Below are 15,680 nucleotides of genomic sequence, written 5' to 3'. Positions count from 1 at the left end.
CTCCGGTTCGCGGCCATACGCGTTGTGCTGGGGATTCAGCGCTCGCCGAGCGGTTTTGGACGGTGCGCGGGCGGGCTCGGGGCGGGCGTCGGCGGAGGTCGAGAGCGCATCGAGGGGCCTTCGAGACCCGGGCGGAAGCATCGCGGAAAACGAGGGTTTCCGCGGCGGTCCCGCGCGCGGACCACCGAAACGGAAGGCAGGTACGACCCGGGATGACTGCCCACACCACCGTGGACGCACAGGCGATCGCCCGCCTCAACATGCTGTTCACCCAGTCGAAGATCCTGCACAGCGGGGTCGAGTTGGGCGTGTTCGAACTGCTCGCCGCCGCGCCGCGGACGGCCGACGAGATCCGCGCGGAACTCGGTCTGCACGAACGGTTCACCGGCGACTTCCTCAACGCGCTGGCCGCGCTCGGCCTGCTGGAGCGCGACGGCGAGAAGTTCAGCAACGCGCCGGCGACCGCGGAGGTGCTGGTGCCGGGCGCGCCCGGCGGCGGCTACCTCGGCGCGCGGGTCCGCACGACCGCGCAGCGGCACTACGCGATGTGGGGCAGGCTGTCCGAGGCGTTGCGCGACGGGGAGCCGAAGGCGGACATCGGCGGGCACGGCGCGTTCGCCAAGCTGTACGAGGATCCGGTGCGCGCCAAGGCTTTTCTGGTGCACATGGACGCGAACAACGCGTTGGTCGCGCCGCAGCTGGCCGAGCACGTCGACTGGTCCTCGTACAAGAGCTTCGTTGACGTCGGCGGCGCGCGCGGCAATGTCGCGGCGCAGCTGTGCCTCGCGCACCCGCATCTGCACGGCGGCGTGTTCGAGCTGCCGCCGATCGAACCGCACTTTGACGAGCTGATGGCGGAGCTGGGCGTCGCGGACCGGGTCACGTTCCACGCTGGCGACTTCTTCGAGACGCCGTTGCCGGAGACCGACGTGGTCGTGTTTGGCCACGTGCTGCACGACTGGGACCCGCAGCGGCGAGTGGAACTGTTGCAGCGGGCCAAAAACGCGATTCCGAGCGGGGGCGCGGTCGTCGTGTACGACCAGATCCTCGACGCCGAGAACCCGGACTTGCGCAGCCTGATCGGCAGCATCAACGTCGGCCTGATCACCGACGGCGGCTCCGAATACACCGTGCCGCAGCTGCGGAAGTGGCTGGACGAAGCCGGGCTGGAGTTCCGGGCCGCCACGACCCTGCCGCGAGGCAACGACACCGTTGTGGTCGCGGTGAAACCGTGAGTGCGCAAGCCCTGGTGGTCGGCGCCGGGCCGGTCGGGCTGACCGCGGCGCACGAACTGGCTCGGCGCGGGGTGCGGGTGCGGATCGTGGACCGGGCGGCCGGGCCGGCGGTGACCAGCCGGGCGCTGGCCACGCATCCGCGTTCGCTGGAGATCTACGACCAGATGGGCGTGCTCGACGACCTGCTGCCGCGCGGGCAGCAGGTGCGCGCGTTCACGATTCACATGCGCGGCAAGCGAATGGTCGGCCTGCGGGCGGACTACTCGCGGCTGCCGACGCGGCTGCCGTTCACGTTGATGGTCGACCAGGTCATCACCGAGGAGGTGCTGCGGACCGCGCTGGCGAAGCAGGGCGTCGAGGTCGAATGGGGCGTCGCGCTGGCTGGCTTCACCGACACTGGCGACGGGGTCCAGGTCCGGCTCGAACGCGACGGCCAGGTCGAGGAGACCTCGGCGGACTGGCTGGTCGGCTGCGACGGCGGGCACAGCGCGGTGCGCAAGAAGCTGGGGCTGAAGCTCGAAGGCGATTCGTCGGAGACCTGGCTGATCGCCGACGCGCAGGCGGACACCGCGTTGCCGCGCGACAGCATCCATCTCATCCGGACCCCGGGCGGGTCGGTGATGATGGTGCCGTTCCCGGACGAGGGCAAGTGGCGGCTGCTCGACACCCGAGACGTCGCGTACTCCGGCTCCGGCGACGATGCGCTGGTAGCGCGGCGGTTCTCGGAGAAGGTGTCCGCGGCGACCGGCGTGCCGACCGTGGTTTCGCCGCCGACGTGGGTTTCGGTGTTCTCCATCCAGCAACGGATGGTGCCGGCGATGCGGTCCGGCCGCTGTCTGGTCGCTGGCGACGCGGCGCACGTGCACAGCCCGGCGTCCGGGCAGGGCATGAATACTGGCGTGCAGGACGCGTACAACCTCGCGTGGAAGCTGGCGATGGTCATCGACGGCCACGCCGACGAGCAGTTGCTCGACAGCTACTCGCGCGAGCGGGTGCCGGTGGGCGCGGAGCTGCTGCGTACCACGAAGAAGGCGACTTTCCTGGTACAGCTGAAAAATCCGTACGTCGCCGCGGTGTTGCCGGTGGCGTTCGGCGTGATGCGCAACGTTTCGGCGCTGCGCGGCAAGCTGGAACGCAAGATCATGGGCGGGATGTCCGCGCTGGGACTGTCCTATAGCGACGGTTCCGCGGCTGACGGGCCTGGGCCGCGGGTGGGCGAACGGCTGTCGGTCGTCGCCGGTGCCGACGCGGAAACCCCGGCGTGGCAAGCGTTGCTGGCGCAGTTGCGCGAACCGGGCTGGACGCTGGTGCTCGGCCCGGAGGCGCCGCGGGACGATCTGTCGGCCGTGGGCGGATGGCTGGTGCCGCAGGTGGCAGGCCCGGGCGGCGATCTGCCGGACGCCGACGGCGCGTTGCGGCGGGCGCTCGGCCTTTCGACGACGGGCTGGATCCTGGCCCGCCCGGACGGCTACGTGGCCGACCGCGGCGACCAGATGTCCGCCGCCGTCGTGCGCGCGGTGCTGCGGCACGCGCACATTTCTGTCTGAGGGGCACGCGAGGTCCGTGAAAGACTCCTTGCAGGAATCAGATTCCCTCAAGGAGTCCTTCACGGACCTCCGCATCACACTGCGAGTAAGGAGCGAAGGTGGATCTGGGGCTGACCGGCAAGGTCGTGCTCGTGACCGGCGGCAGCGGCGGGATCGGGGCCGAACTCGCGCGCACGTTCGCCGCGGAAGGGGCCAAGGTCGCGGTGACCTACCGGGCCAACCGCGAGGCGGCCGAGGAGGTCGCGCGCGCCTGCGGTCCGGACCGGGGCCTGGCCGTGCACTACGACCTGGCCGATCTGGCCAGTGTGGACGCGGCGGTCGAGCGGGTGGCGAAGCACTGGGGCCCGGTGGACGTGCTGGTCGCGAATGCGATCAGTCCCGGCGCGCTGCGCAAACCGGGAAAACTGTTCGAAGAACTACCTACGGAGGATTGCGTTTCGTTCATCAATGTGAATATCGCTCCGGTACTGCATACCGTGGCGAAGGTGTTACCCGGTATGCGCGAGAAGAAATGGGGACGGATCGCATTTATCTCGTCGCGCGCGGCAACGGCGGGCAAGCCGGGGCGTGAGGCATATGGTGCGGTTAAGTCCGCATTGCACGGTTTCGCCACGAGTCTCGCCTGGGACGTCGGCCGCGACGGAGTGCTGGTCAACACCGTTCTCCCTGGCCTGACCGTTACTCCGCGTGTTGCGGAACAGGTTCCGGAGGCGGTGCTGGAGAGCGAGCGAGCTATCACGCCCAGTGGCCGATTGAGCTGTCCGGGTGATGTCGCGCAACTCGTAGTGTTCCTCTGTTCGGCCGCCAACGGCAATACGAACGGGCAGTTCGCAGAAGTATCAGGTGGACGTTAAGTTTTTCCGGTCCAGGATCAGGAAGCCGTTTCTCTGCTAGCGTCGCTGGCGTCTCACTGGGGGAAAGCGAAGCACGCCGGGCCGCTGCCTGGCGTGCTCTTTCGGCAGGTATCTGGGGGTCGGATGCAGATCGCAATACTGGGACCGCTGTCCGTGCGCGCGGACGGAGTGAGCAAGACGCCGTCCGCGCCCAAACTCCGCACGGTGCTGGCGATGCTGGCGCTCAACGCCAACCGGGCGGTGCACTTCGAGCAGTTCGTCGAGGAGCTGTGGGAGAACAACCCGCCGGCGAGCGCGGCGACGACCTTGCAGACCTACGTCTACCAACTGCGCAAGTCGTTGCGGCTGGCCGGTTCGGCCGAGGAGGGCGCGACGGTCCTGCTCACCCGCCCGCACGGCTACGAACTGCAGGTGCCGCGGGCGGACGTGGTCGACGCGGTGCGCTATTCGGCACTGCTCGACCAGGCCCGCGACCGGCACGACGCGGGCGATCTCGAAGCCTGCGCCGAACTGGCCAGACAGGCGCTCGCGCTGTGGCGCGGGGCCGCGCTTTCCGATCTTCCGCTCGGCCCGACGCTGTCCGCGCGGGCGACGCAGCTGGAAGAGAGCCGCAAAGCCGCATTGGACCTGCGGTTCGAGGCCGAGCTGGCGCTGGGAAGGCACCGCCGGGTCGTCGACGAACTGGCCGGCGTGGTCAAGGCGAATCCAACGCACGAGGCGTACTCGGCGAAGCTGATGGTCGCGCTCTACCGCTGCGGCCGCCGGGTCGAGGCGCTCGACGTCTACCACCGGGTGCGCAGCGACTTCATCGCGCAGTTGGGCATCGAGCCGTCCGCGACGCTGCGTTCGGTGCATCAGCAGGTCCTGGTGGACGACCCCGCGCTCACCCTTCCGGCCCCGCGCGGCGGGAGTGTGAGTGAAGCCACAAGTGGTCTAGACAACGGGCAAATCCACCACAACGGGCAAAACGCGCGCGCTACGGAAGCAGTCGTCCGGAGTATCGACGACCACGGCACCGTGACTGAGAGCAGTGCGATCGAAGTGGTTTCCGTCGTGAGCGCGGATGCGGAGGGTGACCTGGTTCCGCTGCGGCCCGCCGCGGCGGAGGTGCTCGGGCCGAACCACCTCCCGTCCGACGTGACCGACTTCGTCGGCCGGGACGAGGAGATCCGCGAGCTGGTGCGGCGGTGCTGCGCGGCGCGGACCAAGCTGACCGGCGGCAGTGCCGTCGTGGAGATCACCGGCGGGCCGGGTGCGGGCAAGACCTCGCTGCTCGTGCACGTCGCGCACCGGGTCCGCGCGTCGTTCCCGGACGGGCAGATCTTCGTGCCGCTGGCTCCGGTGCAGCGCGGCGAGGAGACGATGGCCGACGTGCTCGCCGGCTGCCTGCGCGCGTGCGGCGTCCCGCTGTCGCCCGCGCCGTCGATGTCCGAGCTGGTGAACGTCTACCGGGACTACACCGCGACCCGGCGGCTGCTGGTGGTGGTGGACGATGCGGCGCGGGCGGCCGAGGTGGATCTGTTGCGCCCCAGCGGTTCCGGCAGTCTGCTGCTGGTCGCGAGCAGGCGACGGCTGTATCTGCGCGGCGTGGTCGCCCCGGTGAGCCTGGCTCCGCTGACGGTCAACGAATCGCTGGAGCTGCTCGGCCAGTTCATCGGACGGCGGCGGATGCTGGAGGACCTCGACTGCGCCAGCGCGCTGGTCCGGATGTGCGGCAGGCTGCCGCTGGCGGTCGCGGCCGTGGGCGGGTACCTCGCGTACCGGCCGAACTGGTCGCTGCGCCGGATGCACGACCGGCTGTCGCGTGACCCGGGAGCAGTGCTGCGTTTGCCGTGCGGGGAAGGCACGGTGGACGCGAGTGTCCGGGCGAGTTACGGGACGCTGTGCGGGCCGGCGCAGGAGGCGTTCCGCAGGCTGGCGAGCGTCGACGAGTTCACCGTGCCGGACGCGGTCAAGCTTCTCGGCAGGCCGGGCGAGCTGGTGCGCGAGGTGCTCGAGGACCTCGAATCCGCTGGGCTGGCCGAGGAAATTGGCGAACGCGGCGGCTCGGGCCCGCACCGGTACCGGGATGCGGAGTCCAATGTAGACGTTCTGCGGCCGTCCACCTCGGACGCGGTCTACTGCGTACCCCGGCTTCCGTCGTTCGCGGGCCGTTTGCTGGCAAGGGAAGCCGAGCCCGCGACGCGCGAGGCCGTGGTCGCCACCGGCTGAGAACGGGGCGGGGCCGAGCCGCTGTGGCACCGGTCGAATCCGGCTGGAGCGCGTTCGACCCCGCTTCGATCCGTCTTGGACACCCCGGGCCCAGACTCGAAACCAGCGACGTCGGGCGCTCGGAGCGCGAAGGGCAGGTGCAGACGGAGTGAGTACGAGTGCAGGGCACCCCGGGGCAGCGGGAGGGCCGCGCCGGGCGGTGATCACCGGGATAGGTGTTGTCGCGCCGGGGAAACCGGGGCGCGAACCGTTCTGGGAGATGGTGTCGGGCGGGCGGACCGCCACCCGGCCGGTGTCGTTTTTCGACGCCTCCCAGTTCCGCTCGAGGATCGCCGCCGAATGCGACTTCGACCCGGAGGCGGCCGGGCTCGGCCCGCAGCAGGTGCGGCGGATGGACCGGGTCGCGCAGTTCGCGGTGGCGTGCACGCGGGAGGCGCTGGCCGACGCGGGGCTGACCCCGTCCGATGTGGACCCGTATCGGACCGGCGTGTCGATCGGCAGCGCGGTCGGGGCCACGATGAGCCTCGAACGAGAGTACGTCGTGGTGAGCGACGGCGGGCGGAAGTGGGAGGTGGACGCGGAGTACGCGGTACCGCATCTGTTCGACCAGTTCGTGCCGAGTTCGATGGCCAAGGAAGTGGCCTGGGAAGCGGGCGCGGAAGGTTCGGTGCAGGTCATCTCCACCGGCTGCACGTCCGGATTGGACTCGGTCGGGCACGCCAGGGACCTGATCGCCGAAGGCAGCGCGGACGTCGTCCTCGCGGGCGGTTCGGACGCGCCGATCTCGCCGATCACCGTGGCGTGCTTCGACGCGATCAAGGCCACCTCGCCGCGCAATGACGAGGCGGAGACGGCTTCGCGGCCGTTCGACAACACGCGCAACGGGTTCGTGCTCGGCGAAGGCGCGGCGGTGTTCGTGGTGGAGGAACTGGGCCGGGCGCCTCGCTCGCGGGGCGCGGATTTACGGCGAGATCGCCGGTTTCGCCACGCGGTGCAACGCCTACCACATGACCGGCCTGCGCGCGGACGGCGTGGAAATGACCGAGGCGATCCGGCAGGCGATGGGCCAGGCGCGGGTGACGCCAGAGGCGATCGGCTACGTCAACGCGCACGGCTCGGGCACGAAGCAGAACGACCGGCACGAGACGCAGGCGTTCAAGAACTCGCTGGGAGAACACGCCTATCGCGTGCCGGTGAGTTCGATCAAGTCGATGGTCGGGCATTCGCTCGGCGCGATCGGCTCGATCGAGATCGCCGCCAGCCTGCTCGCGATGCGCGACGGGCTGCTGCCGCCGACGGCCAATCTCACCGAACCGGACCCGGAGCTGGACTTGGACTACATTCCTTTGGTGGCAAGAGAAGCCGCGACGGACACGGTGCTCACCGTGGGCAGCGGATTCGGCGGGTTCCAGAGCGCCATGGTGCTCACCAGCAACCTCGGCGGCGCGGCATGAACGCGGTGATCACCGGACTCGGCGTGCTCGCGCCGACCGGAAGCGGGGTCAAGCAGTTCTGGGAAGCGACGCTCGAAGGGGCCAGCGGAATCGGCCCGGTGACCCGGTTCGACGCCTCGGGCTACCCGAGCACGCTCGCCGGCGAGGTCGCCGGGTTCAGCGCGAAGGGCATCCTGCCCAGCCGGTTGCTGCCGCAGACCGACCACTCCACCCGGATGTCGCTCGTGGGCGCGGAATGGGCGCTGGCCGACGCGGGCGTCGACCCGGAGGCGCACGACGGCTTCGACCTCGCGGTGATCACCGCCAGTTCGGCGGGCGGCTACGAGTTCGGGCAGCGCGAACTGCAGAACATGTGGAGCAAGGGCGGCAAGTACGTCAGCGCGTACCAGTCCTTCGCGTGGTTCTACGCGGTCAACACCGGGCAGATCTCCATCCGGCACGGCATGCGCGGGCCGGGCGCGGTGGTGGTGTCCGAACAGGCCGGTGGGCTGGACGCGATCGGAAAGGCCCGGCGCGCGGTGCGTTCCGGGACCGCGGTCACGCTCACCGGCGGCATCGACAGCGCGCTGTGCCCGTGGGGCTGGGCGGCGATGCTGACGTCCGGCCGGATGAGCCGGGGCAGCGAACCGGAGTCCGCGTATCTGCCGTTCGACCGGTCCGCCGCCGGGTACGTGCCCGGCGAGGGCGGGGCGGTGCTCGTGCTGGAACCGGCGGAGTCGTCGCGGGACCGGCAGCCGCCGTATGCCGAGATCGCCGGGTACGCGTCCACTTTCGACCCGAAACCGGGCAGCGGCCGTCCGCCGGGATTGCGCCGCGCGATCGAACTCGCCCTGACGGATGCGGGCATTTCGGCCGCCAACGTTGACGTCGTTTTTGCCGACGCGGCCGGGGATCCGCGGCTCGATCGCGAGGAAGCCGAAGCGATCAGCGCGGTGTTCGGCGAACGCGGTGTCCCGGTCACCGCGCCCAAGGCTGGGGTCGGCCGGCTGTCCGCGGGCGGTGCCGCGCTGGACGTCGCGTGCGCGGCGCTGGCGATCCGGCACGGCGTGGTGCCGCCGACGCCGAACGTCTCGGACCCGGTGCCGGAGCACGGGATCGACCTGGTCACCGGTGCCGCGCGGGAAACGCCGGTGCGGGTGGCGGTCGTCCTCGCCCGCGGCATCGGCGGGCACAACGCCGCGCTGGTGCTGCGCGGGGCGTGAAGATCACCCGAACGGCCGAGTCACAAAGCCTTGTCCAGCAAGAAGAACCCACCGATGGCCGCTTCAGCGCGGCAGGAGGAGCGATCATGCGCGAGCTGACCTACGAAGACCTGATGGAGATCATCCGCCGCTGTGCGGGCGAGAGCGACGAAATGGCACAAACCACCGACGCGCGCGACATTCCGTTCGCCGAATTGGGCTATGACTCGCTCGCGCTGATGGAGACCGCGAGTATGCTCCAGCGCGACTACGGGGTCGAGCTGCCGGACGAAACGGTGGTCGACATCGACACGCCGCGCGCTCTGGTCGAGCTGGTGAACAGCAGGCTCGGTTCCGCGGTGTAAGGGGAAATCCGCCAAAGCCTTCCGAAGGAGGACAGGTGTCCGAGCCTGCCCTGAACCCACGCCGCTGGGCGATCCTCGCGGTGCTGTTGACGTCCTTTTTGCTCACCGTGCTGGACGCGACGATCGTGACAGTCGCCTTCCGCGCGCTCGCCGACCCGGTCGACGGGCTCGGCGCGTCCGCGGACGAACTGCAGTGGGTGGTCAACGGGTTCACGCTCGTGTACGCCGGTTTGCTGCTGGCGTGGGGCGTGCTGGGGGACCGGCTCGGACACCGGAAGGTGCTCCTGATCGGGCTCGTGGTGTTCGGCGTTTCCAGCGTGCTGGCGGCATTCGCGCATTCGCCAGGAGAACTGGTGCTGTGGCGCGTCGTGATGGGCGCGGGCGGCGCGGCGATCCCGCCGACCACGCTCGCCACCATCTCGCACGTGTTCGGTGACAAGGAGCGTCCGCGCGCGATCGGGTACTGGGTGTCCGCCGCCGGGATCGCGGCGGTCATCGCCCCGGTTCTCGGCGGCGTGCTCATCCAGTTCGCTTGGTGGGGCTCGATTTTCCTGGTGAACGGCCCGATCGTGCTCGCCGCGATCGTGCTGACCGTGCTGATGGTGCCGGAGTCCACCTCGACCGCGCGCAAGCTCGACGTGCCTGGCGTGGTGCTGTCGGTCGCGTGGAGCACCGCGCTGGTGTACGGGATCATCCAGGCGGGCAACCTCGCCACGGTCGCCGATCCCCGGGTCTATATCCCGCTGGTGCTCGGGGTGGTGCTGCTGGTGGTGTTCATCCTGGTGGAGCTGCGCTCCGCGGCTCCCGCGCTGGATCTGCGGCTGGTGTCGGATCGCCGGGTCGCGGGCGCGACCAGCGCGGTGACGCTGGCGTTCTTCGTGAACTTCGGCGTGCCGTTCTTCCTGATTTTCTACCTGCAGAGCGTGCTCGGCGTCAGCCCGCTGATGACCGGGGTGGCGATCCTCCCGCTGGCGCTGGCCCTGGCGGTGTTCTCGCCGCGCTCGGCGACGCTGTCGGCGAAGTTCGGGGCCAAGAACGTGCTCGTCGGCGGCTTGCTGCTGCTGGCGGTCGGCGTGGCGGTCTTCGCGCTGCTGGACCAGAACAGTCCGTTGTGGCCGGTGTTCGTCGCGGACTTCCTCGTCGGTCTCGCGATGGCCAACGTGATGCCGCCCGCGACCACCACGATCATGTCGGCGGTGCCGCGCGAGCGCGCGGGCGTCGGGTCGGCGCTCACGAACATGGGCCGCAGCATCGGCGGCGCGATCGGCATCGCGGTGCTGGGTTCGCTGCTGACTGTGGTGTACCGCAACGGGGTTGAGCCCGCGCTGTCGGTGCTGCCCGCTTCGTCACGTGTTGCGGCGGGCGATTCGATCGAAGCCACGAAGGCCGCTGCGTCGACCCTCGGCGGTAGCCAGGGAACCGACTTGTTCGCCGCGGGCGCGGACGCGTTCTCCGTCGCGATGCGGACGACTGCCCTGACCGCGGCCGGTGCCGCGGTGCTGGCGGCGATCGTGGTGCTCGTGGTGGTGCCGGCCCGGGAACGGCGGACGGCTGAGGTTTCCTGACCCGTTCCCGGACCGTGCGCGGTTAGCTTCGGCGGGTGGCGGAGATCAGCGAGAACTCCTGCGGCAGCGGAGTAATCGAGTCCAGCGCGAACCCGGCTTCCTCAAGCAGCCGGGTCACTTCCGCGCTGGAGCGGATCCCGCCCCCGCCGAAGAGCACGTACATCAAGGTGTCGTGGGACAGCAGGAGCGCGTTGTCCACGCCAGGCCCGGAAACCCGCTCCACCAGCAGCAACCGTGAGCCGGGAGCGGCCGCCGCAGCGCAGTTCGCCAGGATACGGGCGCAGTCCTCGTCCGGCCAGTTCACCAGCACCCTGGCGAGCAGGTAGACGTCGCCGCCCTCGGGAACGGACTCCAGGAAGTCCCCGGACACCACCTCACACCGCTCGGCGACCCCAGCGTCCGCGATGGCCTTTTTCGCTGCCTCGGCGGACTGTTCAGCGTCGTAAACCACGCCGTGCAGCTCTTGGTGCGCGGCCAGCAGCCGGACCGCCAGCTCGCCGCTTCCGCCCCCGACGTCGACAAATCGCTGGTGCGCGCCGAAGCCGTACGCGTCCGGGATCGCGTCGAACAACGCCGTGTTGCCCGCCATCGCTTTGTCGAACAATTTTCCGCGCTCGGGGTTTGCGGAGAGGTACTCGAAGAAGCTAGACTGGAATGCGCCTTCGAAAGCATTTTGTCCGGTTCGCACGGCGGAGGCGATCCCGGTCCAGGCGCGATGGAATTCGGAGCCCGCGATGAGCGTGTACGGCCGCAGCGAGTCTTCCCGGTCGCTGCGCAACAGCTCGCCGAGCCCGGTCAGTGCGAAGGCGCCGTCCTCCTCGCGAAACACTCCGAGGGCGGCGAGGTACTGCAGGAACCGTTGGGTGGCAACGGGATCGGTGCCAGAGTCGGCGGCCACCTGAGCCGCTGTACGTGGCCCGTCGGCGAGCCGGTCGGGCCAGCCAAGCTCGGCGGCCGCGTACACGGCGCGGGCTTTCCAGTCGCCGATGATGAGGTTCATCAGTTCCAGCTGCGGCGTTTTAGCGCGCGCGAGATCTTCGGACATGCGGGTGTGTCTCCTCAGCCGAGTTGGGTAGTTTCCCGATGCTCGCTGCCGTTGTTCAAAATGTTCTCGAAGATCTCTGAAGGCGGTGTCGCGACAACGGTTTCAGCCGATACATTGGCGGAAACGGCTGTCCGGGGAAGCCGGCGGCCCGAGACCGAGGAGCAACGGGTGGAAGATCAGGTACGCCGCGTCGCGGTGGTGACCGGTGCGGCACGCGGAATCGGCCGCGCGATCGCGGAACGGCTGGCCGCACGAGGCGACCGGGTGGTGATCAACTACCTGACGTCGAAGGAAGCAGCGGACGAGGCAGTCACGGCCATCACCGCGGCCGGCGGCGAGGCAATCGCAGTCAGCGCGGACATCCGCAACGAAGAGGGCGCGACGGCCTTGGTGGCCGCGACCGTCGAGGCGTACGGCCGAGTGGATGCGTTGGTCTGCAACGCGAACGTCGGCCTCGCACAGGGCTCGGTGGCGGAGATCCCCTGGGAAACGTTCGCCGCAAAGGTAAACGACGAACTGGCGGCGGCCTTCCACCCGACCCGAGCGGTGTGGCAGCACATGACGGACCAGGGCTACGGCCGGATCGTGTACCTGGGCGCAGAAGCAAGCAAGGGCCCAGTCGGCGCGGACGTAGTCGCACACGCGGCAGCGAAGAGCGCACTGATCTCGTACGCGAAGTTCACCGCCCGCGAAGGCGCGCCGCAGGGCGTAGTGGCGAACGTAGTGTCGCCCGGCCTAACCCGAACGGACGCACTGGGCGAAGCCCCGCCGGACTGGTTCTCCGCCTTCGAAAAGCGCATCCCCGCAGGCCGAGCCGCGGAACCGACGGATGTGGCAGCCATGGTGGCCTTCTTCACCAGCGAGGAAGCAGGCTACATCGCAGGCACAGTGGTCTCAGTAAACGGCGGCTCAGACATGACCCGCTAACACGTTCAGCGAGGGTCCTTGAGGGAATCTAATTCCCTCAAGGACCCACCCGCCCGCCACCCAACGCACCCAACCATCGGTGCACCCACACCACCCCCGCACCCCGATACGAAGCCAAAACACGGTCTGGGGCTGCTTGTCAAGGCATCTTTCCCGCCTTGACAAGCAGCCCCAGACCGTAGTCACAATTGGGCTTCGGGGTGCCCCACCGCAACCTTCTTCCCGGCCGAAGGCCGGACACCTCAGCGAATATCGTCCCGAGAAACAGTCCGATACTTAACCTGCCAACTATCCCCAACCCGCACCAAAAGATCCTCACACAACGTACTGCAGTGAATCCGAGGCTCCCCACCCTTACGAGTAGCAATAATCAACGCATAACACCGAGTCCGCAACTCACCCTCAACATCACCGGGCTCAACAGTCAACATCCCCAACCAATGCCGCCGCAGCTCATGCACCTCAGCCAACTGCCGATGAGTAGCCGCAGAAGCAGCAGCAATAGCCGCTCGCCCCTTCACCGGCGCAGGCGCGGCATTAGCCTCAAAAACCCCATCCTCAGTAAACGTCTCCGCCCACTCATCAGTACGAGCCTGATCAAGCAACTGCATCTGCCACGCGTAATACTGCTGAATCTCCTGATACAGCTCAGCCGACACAGTCATCCGCGCTCCTCCACATCAACATCCTGAATATCGTCATGAGTCACCACACGCCGGGAGACCTGCCACCCATCCGCCCCACGCACCAACGTGTCCCGGCAAAACGTAGACCGCCACAGCCGCGCCTCGCCGCCAGCGGGAATCTCCGCGACCATCGCGTACAACTGAGTCCGCACCCGATCGGCACTTTCCGAGTGCACCACGAGCATCCCAGTCCAATGCCGATGCTGAACCCCGCGCGATTCGACATCAGCAGCCAACTTCCGAGCCACCTTCAAAATCAACTCTCGCCCAGAAGCCGGTGCCGGATTGGCGTTGTTCGCGATAGTGGCGTCTGAAGTGAAAGTCCGCGCCCAGGGTTCCACTTCGCCGTCATCCATCAGCTGCATCTGCTTGGCGTAGAACGCCTGCACCTCTTGGTACAGCTGCATTCCCACGGTTGTCGCCACCGTGTCCTCCTCGTCGGCCGCGTGTTGTCCGACCGTCGCGTGCCCGGCTCAAAGTCCCCTCGTGGACCACTCGCGCGAGACGGCCGACTGTGCGTTGAGCCGTTTTGGACCGGCCCGCTAGAGGCTGTGGCGAGGCGGTGCGACGGCGGGAGGGATCGAGTGCGCGAGATCGAAGCGGACGTGTGCGTGTCCGGAGGCGGGCCGGCGGGTCTGGTGCTGGCGCTGCTGCTCGCGCGGTCCGGGGTCGACGTCGTCGTCGCGGAGCGCAGCGCGTCGCTGGAACGCGAGTACCGCGGCGAGATCATCCAGCCCGGTGCGCTGCGCACGCTTGACCAGCTCGGCGTCCTCGACGGGATCGGCGGCTACCCGATGCGCCACTTCCAGCTGGTGCAGGGCGACCGAACGCTGCTGGACATCGATTACGAGACGCTTCCCGCGCCGTATGACCATTTGCTCAGCCTGCCGCAGCGGCTCCTGCTGGAACGCCTGCTTGACGAATGCAAGGCCACCCCAGGGTTCCGGCTGCTGAGCGGCTGCTCGACCCGGGCGCTGCTGACGGAAAACGGCGCGGTGACTGGTATCCGCTGCGGTTCCGGCGACGGCGAGACCGAAGTGCGCGCCCGCTGGGTAGTCGCCGCGGACGGTCGTTACTCGAAAACCCGCTCGCTCGCCGGGATCGGTTACGACAAGTTCGAGAAGTTCGAGCACGACGTCGTGTGGTTCAAGTTGATCGCTCCCGACCGGCGTACGGGCGCGGTCCGCATCCACCGGACCGCCACCGACCCCGTGCTGGTGCACGATTCCTACCCCGACCGGGTCCAGATCGGCTGGACCCTGGCGAAGGGCAGCTACAAGACGGTGGCCGCCAACGGGATCGAGCACGTCCGGGAGCAGCTGGCCGCGGCCGTCCCGCAGCACGCGGACCTGATCCGCGACCAGGTGACCGCGCTGTCCGAGCTGTCGCCGCTGGACGTCTTCTCTGGCCGCGCCCAAGAATGGGTCCGGCCGGGCCTGGTGCTCATCGGCGACGCCGCGCACACGCACAGCCCGATCGGCGCGCAGGGCATCAACCTGGCCATCGCCGACGCTGTCGCGCTGCACCCCGAACTCGTCGCCGCCGTGACCGCGGGCGACAACCGGACCACGGCGCTCGCCGGTTTCGAGGCCGAGCGGCGCGCGGCGGTGGACACCGTGTTCACGCTCCAGTCGAGGCAGAACAAGGGAATGCTGTCGTCCGGCCGGATCGTGGACGCCGTGCGGCCGGTGGTCGCGAAGCTGCTGCCGCACACCCCGATCTTCCGCAAGATCCTCAATCTCGTCGCGTTCGGCGCTCGTCCGCGCGACGTGCGCGTGGACCTGTTCCGTGCGCCGAGCAACCCAGGAGGGACAACACGATGACCGAACAGAGCCGGGGCGTAGCGCTGGTCACCGGCGGCACCAGCGGGATCGGGCTCGCGGTGACCCGGACGCTGGCCGAGCAGGGCTATCAGGTGTATTTCTGCGCCCGTACCAAGGAATCCGTCGACGAGACGGTGCGGGACCTGCGTGCCGAGGGACTGGACGTGGACGGCACCACCTGCGACGTCCGGGAGAAGGGCGACATCCAGGCGCTGGTCGCGGCCGCGGTGGACCGGTACGGCCCGCTCGACGTCCTGGTCAACAACGCCGGCCGCAGCGGCGGCGGGCCGACCGCGGAGATCGCCGACGAGCTGTGGTTCGACGTGATCAACACGAACCTCAACAGCGTCTTCCTGATGACCCGCGAGGCGCTCACCAAGGGCGGCATGCTGGCCAAGGACAAGGGCCGGGTCATCAACATCGCCTCCACCGCGGGCAAACAGGGCGTGGTGCTCGGCGCGCCGTACTCGGCGTCGAAGCACGGCGTCGTCGGCTTCACCAAGGCGCTCGGGTTCGAGCTGGGCAAGACCGGCGTCACGGTCAACGCGGTGTGCCCCGGTTACGTGGAAACCCCGATGGCGCAGGCCATCCGCGGCCGTTACGCGGAGGCCTGGAACACCACCGAGGAAGCCATCCTGGAGAAGTTCACCGCGAAGATCCCGCTCGGCCGGTACTCCACTCCGGAGGAGGTGGCGGGCCTCGTCGGCTACCTCGTCACCGACACCGCGGCGTCCATGACCGGGCAGGCGATCAACGTCTGCGGCGGGCTTGGCAACTACTGAGAGGA

Annotated in this window: 13 protein-coding genes and 1 pseudogene; 11 read left to right on the top strand and 3 right to left on the bottom strand. The window is 68.8% G+C overall.

The genetic code is table 11. From position 1 onward, the window contains the following. The first annotated feature begins 212 nt into the window (after nt 1-212). The 8 genes and pseudogenes from RPX00_RS05335 (at nt 213) to RPX00_RS05300 (ending at nt 10,412) form a co-directional block, all read left to right on the top strand. Nucleotides 213-1,235, top strand: a complete 1,023-nt coding sequence (locus RPX00_RS05335) for a methyltransferase (protein WP_406638026.1) — start codon at nt 213-215, stop codon at nt 1,233-1,235. After that, nucleotides 1,232-2,782, top strand: a complete 1,551-nt coding sequence (locus tag RPX00_RS05330) for an FAD-dependent oxidoreductase (RefSeq protein ID WP_406638025.1) — start codon at nt 1,232-1,234, stop codon at nt 2,780-2,782. The genes RPX00_RS05335 and RPX00_RS05330 overlap by 4 nt, the downstream gene beginning before the upstream one ends. Before the next feature lie 98 nt (nt 2,783-2,880). Then, nucleotides 2,881-3,636: an SDR family NAD(P)-dependent oxidoreductase gene (locus tag RPX00_RS05325; RefSeq protein ID WP_406638023.1), complete on the top strand. Its 756-nt coding sequence runs from the start codon at nt 2,881-2,883 to the stop codon at nt 3,634-3,636. 123 nt (nt 3,637-3,759) lie between these two features. Beyond that, nucleotides 3,760-5,847, top strand: a complete 2,088-nt coding sequence (locus tag RPX00_RS05320; protein WP_406638022.1) for a BTAD domain-containing putative transcriptional regulator — start codon at nt 3,760-3,762, stop codon at nt 5,845-5,847. A 199-nt stretch (nt 5,848-6,046) separates the two neighbouring features. After that, nucleotides 6,047-7,301 (top strand): annotated as a pseudogene (locus RPX00_RS05315) (beta-ketoacyl-[acyl-carrier-protein] synthase family protein). Then, a complete protein-coding gene (locus RPX00_RS05310) occupies nt 7,298-8,503 on the top strand; it encodes a ketosynthase chain-length factor (RefSeq protein ID WP_406638020.1) in 1,206 nt (401 codons plus the stop codon). The pseudogene RPX00_RS05315 and the gene RPX00_RS05310 overlap by 4 nt, the downstream one beginning before the upstream one ends. Before the next feature lie 86 nt (nt 8,504-8,589). Further along, nucleotides 8,590-8,847, top strand: coding sequence for an acyl carrier protein (locus tag RPX00_RS05305; RefSeq protein ID WP_037817205.1), 258 nt, complete (start codon nt 8,590-8,592; stop codon nt 8,845-8,847). A gap of 35 nt (nt 8,848-8,882) precedes the next feature. Further along, the gene (locus tag RPX00_RS05300; protein ID WP_406638018.1) at nt 8,883-10,412 is read left to right on the top strand and encodes an MFS transporter; all 1,530 of its coding nucleotides are present in this window, start codon (nt 8,883-8,885) and stop codon (nt 10,410-10,412) included. Nucleotides 10,413-10,434: 22 nt separating this feature from the next. Here the strand turns inward: RPX00_RS05300 and RPX00_RS05295 are convergent, their stop codons facing one another. Beyond that, nucleotides 10,435-11,457, bottom strand: a complete 1,023-nt coding sequence (locus RPX00_RS05295) for a methyltransferase (protein ID WP_406638017.1) — start codon at nt 11,455-11,457, stop codon at nt 10,435-10,437. A 168-nt stretch (nt 11,458-11,625) separates the two neighbouring features. Between RPX00_RS05295 and RPX00_RS05290 the strand changes: the two genes are divergently transcribed. Next, nucleotides 11,626-12,384 (top strand): SDR family NAD(P)-dependent oxidoreductase, encoded by a 759-nt coding sequence (locus RPX00_RS05290; RefSeq protein WP_406638016.1) that lies wholly within the window; start codon nt 11,626-11,628, stop codon nt 12,382-12,384. A 242-nt stretch (nt 12,385-12,626) separates the two neighbouring features. Here the strand turns inward: RPX00_RS05290 and RPX00_RS05285 are convergent, their stop codons facing one another. After that, nucleotides 12,627-13,049: a nuclear transport factor 2 family protein gene (locus tag RPX00_RS05285; protein ID WP_406638014.1), complete on the bottom strand. Its 423-nt coding sequence runs from the start codon at nt 13,047-13,049 to the stop codon at nt 12,627-12,629. Then, on the bottom strand, nt 13,046-13,495 hold the full coding sequence (locus RPX00_RS05280) for a nuclear transport factor 2 family protein (protein WP_406638013.1): 450 nt from the start codon (nt 13,493-13,495) through the stop codon (nt 13,046-13,048). Before RPX00_RS05280 ends, RPX00_RS05285 begins: the two co-directional genes overlap by 4 nt. 159 nt (nt 13,496-13,654) lie before the next feature. Here RPX00_RS05280 and RPX00_RS05275 point away from each other — a divergent pair, with 159 nt between their 5' ends. After that, nucleotides 13,655-14,893, top strand: coding sequence for an FAD-dependent monooxygenase (locus tag RPX00_RS05275; protein WP_406638011.1), 1,239 nt, complete (start codon nt 13,655-13,657; stop codon nt 14,891-14,893). Continuing rightward, a complete protein-coding gene (fabG, locus tag RPX00_RS05270; protein WP_406638009.1) occupies nt 14,890-15,675 on the top strand; it encodes a 3-oxoacyl-ACP reductase FabG in 786 nt (261 codons plus the stop codon). Before RPX00_RS05275 ends, fabG begins: the two co-directional genes overlap by 4 nt. The last annotated feature ends 5 nt before the right edge of the window (nt 15,676-15,680 follow it).

Source organism: Amycolatopsis sp. WGS_07, from assembly GCF_045278895.1.
GTDB lineage: Bacteria > Actinomycetota > Actinomycetes > Mycobacteriales > Pseudonocardiaceae > Amycolatopsis.
Note: the sequence above shows the minus strand (reverse complement) of the source record. Positions and strands in the feature narration are given on the sequence as shown.

Bases quoted from the DNA above. Each gene is read 5' to 3' on its own strand.
- RPX00_RS05305 (WP_037817205.1), top strand. From the start codon at position 8,590: ATGCGCGAGCTGACCTACGAAGACCTGATGGAGATCATCCGCCGCTGT.
- RPX00_RS05335 (WP_406638026.1), top strand. From the start codon at position 213: ATGACTGCCCACACCACCGTGGACGCACAGGCGATCGCCCGCCTCAAC.
- RPX00_RS05295 (WP_406638017.1), bottom strand. From the start codon at position 11,457: ATGTCCGAAGATCTCGCGCGCGCTAAAACGCCGCAGCTGGAACTGATG.
- fabG (WP_406638009.1), top strand. From the start codon at position 14,890: ATGACCGAACAGAGCCGGGGCGTAGCGCTGGTCACCGGCGGCACCAGC.
- RPX00_RS05310 (WP_406638020.1), top strand. From the start codon at position 7,298: ATGAACGCGGTGATCACCGGACTCGGCGTGCTCGCGCCGACCGGAAGC.
- RPX00_RS05285 (WP_406638014.1), bottom strand. From the start codon at position 13,049: ATGACTGTGTCGGCTGAGCTGTATCAGGAGATTCAGCAGTATTACGCG.
- RPX00_RS05320 (WP_406638022.1), top strand. From the start codon at position 3,760: ATGCAGATCGCAATACTGGGACCGCTGTCCGTGCGCGCGGACGGAGTG.